The organism is Planctomicrobium mucosum (genome assembly GCF_051466335.1).
In the GTDB taxonomy this organism is placed as follows: Bacteria; Planctomycetota; Planctomycetia; order Planctomycetales; family Planctomycetaceae; genus Planctomicrobium.
This window is the reverse complement of record NZ_CP195793.1, coordinates 2,986,285-3,000,199: the sequence shown is the minus strand read 5'-3', so window position 1 is coordinate 3,000,199 and position 13,915 is coordinate 2,986,285. Positions and strand designations below refer to the sequence as shown.

Below are 13,915 nucleotides of genomic sequence, written 5' to 3'. Positions count from 1 at the left end.
TTTGAATTTCCCTTGAGTTTGCCGAGGATGCGAAGGTCGCAAGTTCATGTTATACTCAACAGAGCGGAAACATCAATTCGCATCTATCATTAATCAATATGATTTTGATCTGCGAAGTTGTTAAAATCTGTTGATCGTTCCGTTGTTCAATCCGGTCGAGTCTGTTGAGTGCAACCTGTCGTTTCTTTCACCAAAGAGAGTCCATTTATTGTACGGGTGAGACTTACGCCGCAGGTACACAATGTTGACAGTTTTACTCAACTCCGATCGCACTTAGATCGCACTTAGATCGCACTTAATCGTCCCTACAGCAACATCAAAAGCTTTCAGTTCAAGGTTGCCGCGATGTCGAACCCACCAGTTTTTTCTGGAACGATTCCTGCCCTCATGACCCCATCTTTCCCGGATCGCACCCCTGACTATGAGTCGCTGGTGCGAAAGGGAAAAGAACTCATTGAGATCGGGATGAGGGCCGTCGTGTATTGCGGATCGATGGGAGACTGGCCGCTATTGACGGATGAGCAACGCCAGGAAGGGGTGTCGAGATTGGTGGCAGCAGGTGTCCCCGTGATCGTCGGAACCGGTGCTCAGAACACAAAAATCGCCGCAGCACATGCCGCCCACGCAGCGTCGGTCGGCGCTGCCGGGTTGATGGTCATCCCTCGTCTCCTTTCACGAGGCACATCTGTAGCGGCACAGAAAGCACATTTCGATGCCGTCTTTTCTGCGGCCCCCAATACGCCGGCGGTCATCTATAACAGCCCCTATTATGGGTACGAGACTAAGGCGGATCTCTTTTTCACACTTCGAAATTCCCACTCCAATCTGGTCGGATTCAAAGAGTTTGGTGGAAAAGAGGCACTCACTTATGCCGCCGAAAACATTACCTACGGAAATCCCGATCTCGCTTTGATGGTCGGAGTCGATACGCAGGTGTTCCACGGGTTTATTCGTTGTGGCGCTGTGGGCGCCATCACCGGGATCGGGAACGCTCTTCCGCGAGAAGTGTTGCGACTGGTTCAGCTTTGTCAGCAGGCAGCAGCGGGAGACGCAACTGCCCGTCAACTCGCTGAAGAACTCGACAATGCGCTGGCTGTCTTGTCGAAGTACGATGACGGACCTGACCTGGTTCTCTACTATAAGCGGCTGATGGTCCTCGAAGGAAACCCGGAATACGAGACCCATTTCAACGAGTTCGACAAGCTTTCCCCCAGCCAGAAGCACTTCATCGATGCTCAATGGCATCAGTTTAAGACATGGTGGAACAACTGGTCTGGATCACGAACATGAGTAACGCAAAATCTCCATCCATTCGCTATATCGATTCGCACACAGAGGGGGAGCCAACGCGAGTGATCATCGCTGGCGGGCCTGAATTAGGAACCGGCCCCCTGGCTGAACGGGTGAAGCTCTTTCGTGAAAAGCACGACGAATTTCGTCGAACAGCGATTCTGGAACCCCGCGGCTCTGATGCACTTGTCGGCGCGTTGTTGGTTGAACCCACACTTCCCGAATGTGTGGCGGGAGTCATTTTCTTCAACAACGAAGACTATCTTGGGATGTGTGGACATGGTGCCATCGGTGTCGCTATTACGCTTGCGTACCTCGGCCGAATTCACACCGGTACCCACTTGCTCGAAACCCCGGTCGGTACCGTTTCGGTTGATCTTCTCTCACCCAACGAAGTCACAATCGAGAACGTCCCCAGCGACCTTTACCGGCAAGACGTTCAAATTGATGTTCCCGATGTTGGAGTCATCACCGGAGACGTCGCTTGGGGCGGAAACTGGTTCTTTCTGGCCCACCAGTCCCCAGCTACTTTGAATCTGAGTAATCTGAAGAGACTGACTGAAGCTGGTATTAAAATTCGTGATGCGTTAGCTGCAGCCGGGGTCACTGGGAGAGACAACGGCTACATCGATCACATTGAGTTCTTCACAGACTCTCCTAATCCCGACGCTGACAGCCGCAATTTCGTTCTTTGTCCGGGGAGCGCCTACGACCGTTCCCCTTGTGGCACGGGGACGAGTGCCAAAATCGCCTGTCTGGCCGCTCGGGGAAAGCTTGCTTCCGGCCAAAACTGGATTCAGGAAAGCATTATCGGCAGTCGTTTCACCGCGAGCTATCGACTCAACGCAGCCAACGAGATCATTCCTCGGATCACCGGTCGAGCATTTATCTGCAACGAAGGAACTCTTGTTCAACAGGCAGGGGACCCATTTGCTCACGGAATTACTCCAGAATAAACTGATGGACGCGCCAGCCCAGGCTATATTTCCCGTCGCCGTTACTGAAACGCGAAGATTACGGTTGAAGACCAGACCATCGCCGCTCGCGCGATGAAGCCAGCGAATTGACGCGGTTCAGTTTGATCGTAGGAATTCCATGAATTCAAGTAAAAGTGGTTCTGATGTGATCGTTGTCGGCTCCGGGATCATCGGAATCGCCTGTGCTCATTATCTCAGACAAACGGGAAGGTCAGTCACCGTTCTTGAAAAGGGGAAGATCGCTGCCGGGTGTTCATACGGCAATTGCGGTTACATTAGCCCCAGCCATGTACTCCCATTGACTGAACCGGGTGCTCTGAAGGAGGGGTTGAAATCGCTATTCAACCCGGATGCCCCGTTTCGCATTCGCCCATCGTTCGATCCCCCCCTGTGGAAGTGGCTGTTCCAGTTCGCCCGACGCTGCACACACGCTCAAATGCTGAGCGCTGGAGTGCATCTCAAAGCGATTCTGAATTCCTCAATGGCAGAGTATCAGCACCTCATCGAGCACGCGAAGCTCGATTGTGAGTGGAAGCATACCGGTCTGCTTTACGTTCTGCAGTCGGAAAAAGGAATGCAGAAATTCGCTGAGCACGTCGACTTCATGACGGAACATTTTGACGTCGGGGCGACACGAATCGAAGGGGAGTCGCTGCCACAATTCGACTCGTCGCTCAAATCAGGATTGGCAGGAGGATTCCATTACGCGATGGATGCCTCTGTGCGTCCCGATCGGCTCAACTCAACTTGGGTCAATTTCCTGAAGGAGCAGGGGGTTCAGTTTGTGGAAAACTGCAACATTCAGGGAATCACCAGAGAACAGGGAAAAATTACACAGATCACCACCTCCGCCGGGAAAATGCCGGTCGCTGAAATCGTTTTTGCAGCTGGAGCGATGAGCTCCAAACTTGCAACAATGCTGAATTGCCGCATCCCCGTTCAGCCTGGAAAAGGCTATTCGGTCACGATGTCCAAGCCGAATCCTGCTCCGAGTGTCCCGATGCTGTTCCCGGAACATCGAGTTGGGGTTTCTCCGTTCGACAATGGCTATCGGCTTGGCTCGATGATGGAATTCTGTGGGTTCGATGATTCCATTCCCGACCGTCGAATCCAGCAACTTCGTCGGTCTGCTGAACCTTATCTGCACACACCCTATACGACGGGTGAGAGCCAGGCATGGTGCGGTTGGCGGCCCATGACTTGGGACAGCCTCCCGATCATCGGCGCGGTCCCAAAGCTCCAGAACTCGTATCTGGCCACAGGCCACAACATGCTGGGAATGAGTCTGGCGACGGCGACAGGAAAGCTGATTCGCGAAATCATGGATCGCACGACAACGCACATTGATGCGAAGCCATTTTCTCCAAGCCGATTCTAAAACCGTTCGAAATGCGCCATCGCTCCCGATTGTCGTTCCATCAGGACTTCGTTATAAGTCCTCTGGCCGATCAAACGGAGCTTATTCATGGCAGATATTCCTGAAGATAATCCTGACGCCATCGCTGCGGGTGACCCACGCAGCGATGAGGGGGTTCAACAGCCCCCCACATCCTTCATGGGGACGTTCAGGAAGCTCGGCCCGGGCCTCGTCATCGCTGCCAGTATCGTCGGCTCCGGCGAGCTGATCGCGACGACGAAGACTGGAGCCCAGGCAGGGCTGACGCTTCTCTGGCTGATCATGATTGGGTGTGTTGTCAAAGTCTTCGCACAGATTGAACTCGGCCGTTATTCCATCACGCATGGACAAACCACGCTAACCGCGCTCAATCAACTCCCCGGAAGAATCGGGCCAGTTCATTTCATCCTGTGGTTCTTTCTCATCATGCTGACGACCAGCACGCTTCAGCTAGGAGGAATCGTTGGGGGAGTTGGTCAGTCGCTCTCCATCAGTTTCCCAATCACGGGCGACTACAAAGCAGCTATTGAGATCCCTTCGCCGACTGAGCTTGCCTGGTTCCAGAAGTGGGAAGACGATCTCTCAGGACCGCGTGCAGAGTTCAGAAAGCAAAGCGCTGACGAACAGCAGCGAATCGAGCGTGGACACGCCAGGCTGAAAGAACAGATCCAGAAGTCGGGAGAGACGGGCACGAAAGCTCTTGAAACGGTCCGTTCCGGTGCCAAGCAGGTCGACCCCTGGACACTCGATGACCGAATCTGGGCGGGAATCGTGACCGCGCTCACCATCGCTCTGCTTTACAGCGGAAGTTACGGACTCTTGCAGACGTTCGCGACAATTCTCGTTGTTGGTTTCACCATCGCGACGATCGGAAATGTGCTGGCACTTCAGACAACTCGGGATTGGAGTTTCACAGCGGACGAATTCATCCGCGGACTCTCCTTTCATCTCCCGCAAGGAGATGATGGCTGGAGTTCATTGATGACTGCGATCGCCACCTTCGGCATTATTGGTGTGGGAGCGATGGAGTTGCTGGTGTACCCCTACTGGTGCATCGAGAAAGGTTATGCACGCTACACCGGGCGAAGATCTCCAGACGCAGCGTGGGCCCAGCGAGCGCGTGGCTGGATGCGCGTGATGCACTGGGACGCGTTTCTCTCGCTCCTCGTGTACACGCTCGCCACGATGGCATTCTACGTCATGGGGGCAGCGGTCCTTTATCGGGAAGGACGCGATCCTGAAGGGCTTCGCATGGTGTCTACGCTGGCCAGCGCGTACGTCCCCATCTTCGGTGAATCTGCTAAATGGCTCTTCCTTTTGGGAGCCGTTGCCGTCCTTTATTCCACGTTCCTCGTCGCGAGCGCAGGGAACGCGCGACTGTTCGTTGACTTCCTCAAGATCAGTGGAGCGATCGACAAACACAGCGAGAAAGTGAACAACCGCTGGGTGACAATTCTGTGCGTGCTGCTGCCACTCTTCGCGTTTACGATGTTCGCGCTCGGAGCAGATCCGGTTCTTGCGGTCCTGATCTCCGGATTCATGCAGGCGATTATGCTCCCGATGATTGGATTCGGGACGCTGTATTTCAGATATACCGCAACCGACCCACGCCTCAAGCCTCACTGGACCTGGGACGCGGCGCTCATCATGTCGTTCATCGCTTTCGTGATCACCGGAGCGTGGGGCGTCACATCGCAAGTGATGTCGTTGATTGGAAAATAATCTCCCCCGCAAAACTTCGACTGAGCCGCGTTCAGAAGATTCATTCTGAACGCCTGCTCAGTGGGAATTTTTCGCAGTTTGAGATTGTAGTCGAACCGCGGAAATATCCTTTGCCATTATGCGGGAGGGGTGAAGTTGAATCGCTTGCACTGACTAAAGAACGTCAGCGGATTGTCGTAAACAATCTTGCGAATCTTCGCCTCGGAATGACCGCGGCGCTTCATCTCCTGAATGAAGTCCGGGACTGCGAGCGGATTGCTTGGTCCCCAGTCGCCCGCCGAATTTACCATGATGCGTTCATCGCCATAACGCTCAATAATGTCCGCAGCGCGGGCTGGAGTGCATTTGGTCGTTGGGTACAACGTCATCCCGCACCAGAAGCCGTTTTCGACAGCGAGACGAACAGTGTGCTCTTCAACGTGATCGATACAGACTCGCTCAACAGGGATGTCATCTCGCTCTTTGAGCATATCTACGATCATGTTCGTCCCCTTGAATTTGTCTTGCAAATGAGGGGTGTGAATCAGAATCAACTCCTGAGTTTTCGCAGCCAGATCGAGGTGTTCCCGAAAAATGGTCGATTCGTTAGGAGTGTTTTTATTGAGTCCAATTTCGCCGATACCGAGTACTCCAGGACGATTGAGATATTCGGGAATCATCGCGATCACTTCGCGCGCCAGCGGAATATTCTCAGCCTCTTTGGCGTTGATGCACAACCACGTAAAATGCTGAATTCCCGACCAACTCGCTCGACGTGACTCAAAATCAGTCAGCTGATGGAAATAGTCACGAAATCCGTCGACGGTTCCACGATCGAATCCGGCCCAGAACGCTGGTTCGCTCACTGCGACGCAGCCCATTCGCGCCATCCGCTCATAGTCATCAGTCGTGCGGGACACCATATGGACATGCGGGTCGATGTAGTACATAGTCAACTTATCTCCTTCCGCACCTCTCACTTGAAAACCGCAAGGTGACGGATAACTGTGGATCATCGCGTGCAGCTTCAGGCTCGATTTTCGCCTGATCGCTTGTCTCTGTAGATTATCACAATGGATTACGCCCCGAAACTAACCGTCTGGTCGTGATCGTGTCGTATCGCCGCCCATTTTCCACGGACGCCGCTATCGAGAGTCTTCGTATGATCAGAGGCGGTAGAAAGAACAGAGGAGCGGTTGAATCGCTCGTCGCTACAAACAGGCTACGAAGTCAACTTTCTCTGCCTGCGGATGGCTCCCCACGCGCAAGCCGACAGAATGGTTTGAGAGACAAAGAGGCACAACAAAAGTAGATAGACAATCTCTCTTGTTCGCGGATCGGAGTAGACCTGCGGGAAGAATGGTTGAATCCATTGGCACAGCACGGAAATCGCGATACCGCATAGACCGGCTCCGAGGACTGTTGCCACAACCGCAGCCCACACTTTTCCTCGACCGACTTGCCAGCCTAATACAATCGCGATGATGGAGTTAATCATCAATGGGAGTGTGTAACCAATGATCTCCGATGCTGGAATCACAGAACTTGTAGCGAATCCCAGCAATCCTCCGACGGGCCACAAAGCCATCCAGAACCCCATCGCAGTGAAGCTGATGATCAGGAACGCGGATGCTTCTGAAATCCGAGATGGGGCGGTGAGTGCCCTGAAAATCTGTGCGCCGACGCCGAGAGGGCGTGCTGTGATTTTCTCCCCTCGGAGATAACGATTGAGATCGTCCCTGAAGTCGGCCGCGCTGCTGTAGCGATCGGCAGGATCGCGAGACATTGCTTTTTCGCAGATCACCGCCAAGTCTTTCGGGATTTGGAGATTGATCACGCGCAGGGGCTCAATCGTTCCTTCTCGAATCTCTTCCAAGACCTGAACGACATTCTTTCCACGATATGGAGGGTGCCCGGTCAGGGTTTCATACATGATGATTCCCAGCCCGTAAATGTCGGTCGCCGAGATCGATTTGGGATTCACCGCGTCGATTTGCTCAGGAGCCAAGTACGACGGCGTCCCGATAATGACACTGGAACGAGTGTCCGTTGAGACAGCTTCCACCAACTTCGCCAAACCGAAATCCGCAAGACGTGGAATAAACGCAAAATCGTCTGAAATGGGTTTGCTTGTCGGAAATAAGAGGACGTTCGCCGGTTTCAAATCTCGGTGAAGAATCCCTTGTTGATGGCTATACTCAACGGCATCTGCCAACTGTGCCATGAGCTCAGCGACAGCTTGCGGTTTCAACTGCGGATGCGATTGAATCCATGCCGCCAATGTCGGTCCAGAACAATACGCATAAGCAATAAATGGAATCGGTCCATCCTCGCCCGCTTCAAATGCCGGGACGATGTGCGGATGATCGAGCTGAGCAGCCAGCCGCGCTTCTTGCACAAAGCGAGTTCGGACTTCCTCGTTCAACAATCTCAGAGGGAGCGGAATTTTCACCGCTACTTCCCGATGAAGATGGGGATCGAAAGCGTGATAAACGACCGCAAATCCGCCAGAGCCGATCGTTCTCCGAACGACATACCGCCCGATTTTTTCCGGCGCCCCCGTCATGAGCCTAGCGGGGTAAGACGTCGCTGGCGGAGCGTGCATCCTCTGCAAGTTGGACAGCAACCAACTGAGATTGCCATCACTCGGAGTCGATTGCGAGAATCTGGTAGGAGCTCCACTTCGTAGAGACTCATCAATGTTGATCGCGTTATGTACCCATCCGAGAGAGGGATCGCCGTTTGTCGAATCACTTGTCATTGTCGCCCAGTATCAACAAGAGCCTCTCGACACCGCGCCCCCACAACATTCTGGCAGCATCCTCAGATCGGTTCAGCGCAATGCCCATCTCGAGAAACGTGCGCCCCTCGCTTCGCAATTGAACTGCAGTTCGTTGTTCATTGCTCAACTGTGTTAACGCTTCGGAGATCCGTTGAACGTCCTCGCGGCGCATCGAGTTTTGACTGGGAGATTCTCCAGCGCCGTCGATGAAGATTGATTCGCTTTCTGCTTCAGATTCATTTTTCAGCTGCCGATTCACATCACGCTTTTCCGCGGTGTGATGGCGAATCCAATCGACGGCGACGTGGTGCAGAATCTGTTTCAGCCACGCGGTCAACTCTGCGTTTGTCGACCCTCGAAACTTGTCTCTGCTAGCGTACCCGCGCATGAGCGTTTCTTGGATGAGATCGGATCGATCTCCCCGACCCTGCATGCCGTCCGGGATGAGATTCGCTGCATAACCTTGAAGGTATAAGCGATAATAAGAAACGAGCCGACCGAGGACTTGCGGATCATCAGCCCGCAGGTCCTCAGCCCAGAGATGGTCGGCATCATTTAGAACGAAGTTCTCGTTCGGCCCACTCCCCATGACGTCACCAGTCTGAAAAACCGAACGCTATTTTTGACAGTTTTCACAAAGTTCTTTGTTCTTTTCCTGTTTCCCAAAGGAGCGTGGCGACCAAAGCTCTTTCGAATGCTTTTTTTTGGTTGTCGAAACGCCACACCCAAATGAGCACCGCTCAGTCATTCGACCATGAAATCGGCCACATAACAAGTCGCACACGAACTATGCGCGGCTTAGGAAGAACCGCGGCTCCATTACGACTTACACGAGCAATCAAGACAGGATCGGGCCGGGAAGTGGATTGTTGGAGAATTATTTCGACCTGCTCGCCAACACGGGTAAGAATACCTCCCGAATTAATGAAGCAATTATGATCCAGACTCGCTTGGATTGTGAGGAATTCCGGTCAACTCAATGCAGTAGAGTGGACAAATTAGATCATCTGAAATTGGCCCAGATTTCCACCAGTCTGCTCCGTGTGATCTAAGCCAACGCCGTCTCTAGGACAGAATTGACGGCGACGACCCCGGATTCGAACTGTAGCTGTGCAGCTTCCCGTTCCGGTCGTTCACGAACATTGTCCCGCAGGATTGGCACTGATACATCGTACGCGAAACGTCGAAGAGGCACTCTCTCAGGGCCATCGCTGCCGCTTCGAATGACTGTCTTTTCTCTGAGAGTGCCCCCAGTACTTCTTCTTCAATTCGGTCAATCAGCCCCAACCATTCCCGATCCGGAATCAACCGTGCTTTCCCAGGAAGACCATCAGTCGAATCGTAAATGAACTCTCCGCAGTCGCACTGAATCTTCATTGAATCTCCCGCACCTTGATTCAAAATTGAAGGCCACCTGTTGTCGCTCGACGACGCAGCATGGCGCTTCAGAATTCTGGTGTCATGACAGCAACGCGTTCCGGGGCTTCGGGATACTATCCGATGCGCAGATGCTTCAGGAGATCTTCCGGACTCATTATGTACCCGATGTAGAACGGCCCGAACTCGGCGTAGCGGGCACTCGCCTCATCGAATCGCATGGTGTAGACGATCTCCTTGATCGACTCAGGATTTCGTCCCCACAATGTGACGCCCCATTCCCAGTCGTCGAACCCGGTTGAAGCGGTGATCAACTGAGAAACCTTTCCGGCAAACTTGATCCCTGAAGTCGCATGCTCAGACATCAGGCGGGATCGCTCACTGAATGGAAGCTGAAACCAGTTTGCATGCGGATGCCGAATTTTGTTCATCGGATAGAAGCAGTGAACTGGAAACGGAGGAAAGTCCGGATACAGACGTTGCTTGTTCATCATCGGGAGTCGCTGTTCATATGCCTTCACCTTAGCGGCGTATGATGGGTCATCTGCTGGCGTTCCGGTCTGTCTCAATTTTTCTGCATACTGCTCAACGGTCGGAACATACTCAGAGACTTCGGTGATCGACACAAAGGAGGCAGTCCGTTGAAACGCAGCACCCAGTCGGCTTGCTCGCAGATCTTGAGCAATGGCGTCGAGTCTGAGTGGGTCTTTATCCATCAACATCATGCCGAAGTCGCTGCGGTGCCCCGAGACTGCGAAGACCTGAAGTCTCTCAGGAGCGCCGTGATAACTTGGACTGAGAATGTCGCAGACTTCATCCATGCCGACGAGACGATCGGCGCCGGAAAGCGCACGCAATGCACACCCGTCGATGGAATAGTACAAATGAAGGCAGTGCCACCCTTCGTTCAGGTGGATTGTCGGCTCTGGAAGCGGAGCAGGTGCATGTGACGGACGATTCATCATTTCACTTTCTGGCCAGTCTGAACTTCCGAGCTACCTGTTCTGCCACACGACCAAAGTGTGTCTCCGGGTCGATTAAACAGGCGCAAGCGGACAGGGAAAAACAGATCTCAACAACAAGTATAGCCACACACTGCACGTGTGTGGCTATACGAAGAACTCAAACAGTCATGAAACCGACATCTGTGCGGTGACGGGCTTCTTTCAGCCATGCTACCGATTCGTCACATGGACGACGACGGGGTCACACGGCATCAGAGTTCATCACTCACATTCGGTCATCAGTTTCTCTCCCACTATTTCTTCAACAACTGACGCAACACGGTGTGCAGAATACCACCATTGCGGTAGTACTCGACTTCCACAGGAGTGTCGATTCGACATGTTGTGACGAAGTGAACATCTTCACCATTGGCTCTGTGAGCCGTCACTTCGATTGCTTGACCTGGCTTCACGTTGTCATCGACTGCGACGTCGAAGACTTCGGTGCCGTCCAACTCGAGAGCTTCACGGCTTTCCCCTTCGCGGAACTGCAACGGCAGAATCCCCATGCCGATCAGGTTCGAGCGGTGAATTCGCTCAAAGCTCTCAGCGATGACGACCTTGATCCCCAGTTGATGAGTTCCCTTGGCGGCCCAGTCACGGGATGAACCGGTTCCGTACTCTTTGCCCGCAAGAATCGCCAATGGAGTGTTTTCAGCCTGATACTTCATGGAAGCATCGTAGATCGAGGTGATTTCATCACCTGGAAGATACTTGCTGATTCCCCCTTCAGTTCCAGGAGCAATCAGATTGCGAAGGCGGATGTTGGCAAATGTTCCGCGTGTCATGACGCGATCGTTACCACGTCGGCTTCCATAGCTGTTGAAGTCAACAGGCTTAACTCCACTATCTTGCAGGAACTTCCCTGCAGGCGAATCCTTCTTGATCGCGCCAGCGGGGCTGATGTGGTCTGTTGTGCAGGAATCACCGACGCTCACGAGAACCCGAGCCCCTGAAATTGGCTGAATCGGCTTTGGTTCCGCTGGCATGTCGACGAAGAACGGTGGCTCCTGAACGTAGGTGCTCTTGAGATCCCAATTGAACAGGTCGCCTGTTCCACCTTCAATCGCCTGCCATTCAGGTGGACCATTGCTGGCCTGAGCATATTGCTCAACGAACATTTCTGGAGACATTGCTGCAGCAATTGTATCGGCGATCTCTTTTTGAGATGGCCAAATGTCTTTCAGGTAGACGTCGTTGCCGTTCTGATCCAGGCCAATTGGCTCGGTGGTCAGGTCAATTTCAGTCGTCCCTGCAATTGCGTAGGCAACTACCAATGGAGGGCTTGCCAAATAGTTGGCTTTAACGTGAGGATTCACGCGGCCTTCAAAGTTTCTGTTTCCGGAGAGAACCGCTGCCGCGATGATGTCGTTCTTGCTGATGGCATCTGCAATCGGATCTGGAAGCGGACCGCTGTTTCCGATGCAGGTGGTGCATCCGTAACCGACAAGCTGGAATCCCAACTGATCGAGCCAAGGAGTCAATCCAGCGCGATCGAGGTAACTTGTCACCACGCGGCTACCGGGAGCGAGCGAGGTCTTGACCCATGGCTGGCTCTTCAGACCCTTTTGGGCAGCATTTCGTGCCAGCAAACCGGCAGCGAGCATGACGCTTGGATTGCTGGTATTTGTGCAGCTGGTAATTGCAGCGATCACCACGGCGCCGTGCTTCAACTTGAAGCTCTGGCCATTGTATTCGACTTCAGCGCCAGTCAGACCGGGTTCGCTCGCGGATGCACTGGGGACGACGATTCCCCCTTCGTCGGCCATTTGCGCTGGTGTCGAATCTGCAGAGATGGACGCCTTTCCGAAAGTGGTCGCCAGATCCTGCTCCCACTGGCTCTTCATTCCACTGAGCAAAATGCGGTCCTGAGGACGCTTTGGACCGGCCATCGATGGAACGACTTCGGACAGGTCGAGAGCCAATGTCGCGGTGAATTCTGGCTCTGGGGAGTCGTCCGTACGGAACATTCCCTGTGCCTTGTAGTATTTCTCGACGAGGTCGATCTGCTCTTTGGTTCGTCCGGTGCGCTCGAGGTAAACGAGTGTCTGCTTGTCGACAGGGAAGAAGCCCATCGTCGCTCCGTATTCAGGAGCCATGTTGGCGATCGTCGCGCGGTCCGCCAGAGACATGTTCGAGAGCCCTGGGCCGTAGAACTCGACGAACTTGCCAACCACACCATGGCGACGCAGCATCTGGGTGACAGTCAGAACGAGGTCTGTAGCTGTCGCCCCTTCTGGCAACTCGCCTGTCAGCTTGAAGCCGATCACTTCTGGCAGCAGCATGTAAATCGGCTGCCCGAGCATCACCGCTTCCGCTTCAATTCCACCGACGCCCCAACCCACAACGCCAAGACCGTTGATCATGGTGGTGTGCGAGTCAGTGCCGACCAGTGAATCCGGAAATGCGACTCCGTCACGGGTCAGAACAACGCCTGCGAGGTATTCGAGGTTGACCTGGTGAACGATTCCAGTTGCTGGTGGAACAACACGGAAGTTCTGGAACGCGTTCTGACCCCACTTCAGGAACTGATAACGCTCCTGATTACGTTCGAATTCATACTCGACGTTGATCTGGGCAGCTTGATCAGAACCGAAAGCGTCCACTTGCACGCTGTGGTCAATCACGAGGTCGCAAGGAACGAGTGGATTGATCTTCTTGGGATCTCCACCCATCCGAACCATCGCTGCTCGCAACGCTGCGAGGTCGACGACCGCTGGCACACCGGTAAAGTCCTGCAGAACCACTCGACCGGGCATGAAAGGAATTTCAGTTGGCTCAGCCTGGTGTGGCTGCCAGTCCAGAATATTCTGAACATCCTTTTCACTGACGATGTAACCGTCACATGAACGGAGAGCAGACTCCAGCAAAACACGAATCGAGAAGGGGAGACGAGAAACGTCTCCTTTCCCAAGTTCCGTCAACTTCCCAAGACGATGGATGACGACTTCGCCAGCAAGAGTTTGGAGCTTCTGCTCAGCACCGAAAGGATTGGAACCACTCATAAATCGACAACTCCGCTGAATTCAGACTGCGCTGATTCAAAATTCAAGGGCTTGGCAAAAATTTTCGTCACGTCATGACCCTGCACGATGCAGGTAGATTTTTCCGTAAAGCCATCTAAAGATTCTTATTATCGTCATTGCATCACTCCACTTCAAACCCTGCTTGAGAGTGACTGAATTTTTTGTCTCGAATGAGAAACGAAGACGCTCAGAAAAGTAGTTCGCTGCCGCTTTGGATCCTCGATCTCTTGGAAGAGACCGGTGGATGAACTGCTTTATTCCCGTTTTTATCCTTGCGACATCTCGCCCATTGCAGAGATCCAACAACTATTGACAAGAGCGAACAAAAAACGCCGAGCGGGTTCGACAACCCACTCGGCGTT

General features: G+C 53.4%; 10 protein-coding genes. 4 read left to right on the top strand and 6 right to left on the bottom strand.

Translation table 11 applies throughout. The features are described from left to right. Positions 1 to 345 precede the first annotated feature (345 nt). From SH668x_RS12045 to SH668x_RS12030, 4 genes are all read left to right on the top strand, one after another. On the top strand, positions 346 to 1,290 hold the full coding sequence (locus SH668x_RS12045) for a dihydrodipicolinate synthase family protein (protein WP_437185308.1): 945 nt from the start codon (positions 346 to 348) through the stop codon (positions 1,288 to 1,290). After that, positions 1,287 to 2,246: a proline racemase family protein gene (locus tag SH668x_RS12040; RefSeq protein ID WP_437185307.1), complete on the top strand. Its 960-nt coding sequence runs from the start codon at positions 1,287 to 1,289 to the stop codon at positions 2,244 to 2,246. Before SH668x_RS12045 ends, SH668x_RS12040 begins: the two co-directional genes overlap by 4 nt. Positions 2,247 to 2,385: 139 nt before the next feature. Further along, a complete protein-coding gene (locus tag SH668x_RS12035; RefSeq protein ID WP_437185306.1) occupies positions 2,386 to 3,645 on the top strand; it encodes an NAD(P)/FAD-dependent oxidoreductase in 1,260 nt (419 codons plus the stop codon). A gap of 87 nt (positions 3,646 to 3,732) precedes the next feature. Next, entirely contained in the window at positions 3,733 to 5,385 is a 1,653-nt protein-coding gene (locus SH668x_RS12030) for an Nramp family divalent metal transporter (RefSeq protein ID WP_437185305.1), read from the top strand. 116 nt (positions 5,386 to 5,501) lie between these two features. Here SH668x_RS12030 and SH668x_RS12025 read toward each other — a convergent pair whose 3' ends face one another. The 6 genes from SH668x_RS12025 to acnA all read right to left on the bottom strand — a co-directional run bounded on the left by SH668x_RS12025 (position 5,502) and on the right by acnA (position 13,532). After that, complete coding sequence (locus tag SH668x_RS12025) at positions 5,502 to 6,314, bottom strand: TatD family hydrolase (protein WP_437185304.1); 813 nt, start codon at positions 6,312 to 6,314, stop codon at positions 5,502 to 5,504. Between the two features lie 272 nt (positions 6,315 to 6,586). Next, positions 6,587 to 8,125, bottom strand: coding sequence for a serine/threonine-protein kinase (locus tag SH668x_RS12020; protein ID WP_437185303.1), 1,539 nt, complete (start codon positions 8,123 to 8,125; stop codon positions 6,587 to 6,589). After that, positions 8,115 to 8,735, bottom strand: a complete 621-nt coding sequence (locus tag SH668x_RS12015; protein WP_437185302.1) for a sigma-70 family RNA polymerase sigma factor — start codon at positions 8,733 to 8,735, stop codon at positions 8,115 to 8,117. Before SH668x_RS12015 ends, SH668x_RS12020 begins: the two co-directional genes overlap by 11 nt. Before the next feature lie 476 nt (positions 8,736 to 9,211). Then, on the bottom strand, positions 9,212 to 9,523 hold the full coding sequence (locus SH668x_RS12010) for a hypothetical protein (protein WP_437185301.1): 312 nt from the start codon (positions 9,521 to 9,523) through the stop codon (positions 9,212 to 9,214). Positions 9,524 to 9,639: 116 nt separating this feature from the next. Next, positions 9,640 to 10,488 carry a hydrogen peroxide-dependent heme synthase gene (gene hemQ / locus SH668x_RS12005; RefSeq protein ID WP_437185300.1) on the bottom strand — a complete coding sequence of 283 codons (849 nt, stop codon included), beginning with the start codon at positions 10,486 to 10,488 and terminating at the stop codon, positions 9,640 to 9,642. A 293-nt stretch (positions 10,489 to 10,781) separates the two neighbouring features. Then, positions 10,782 to 13,532: an aconitate hydratase AcnA gene (gene acnA / locus SH668x_RS12000; protein ID WP_437185299.1), complete on the bottom strand. Its 2,751-nt coding sequence runs from the start codon at positions 13,530 to 13,532 to the stop codon at positions 10,782 to 10,784. Positions 13,533 to 13,915 lie beyond the last annotated feature (383 nt).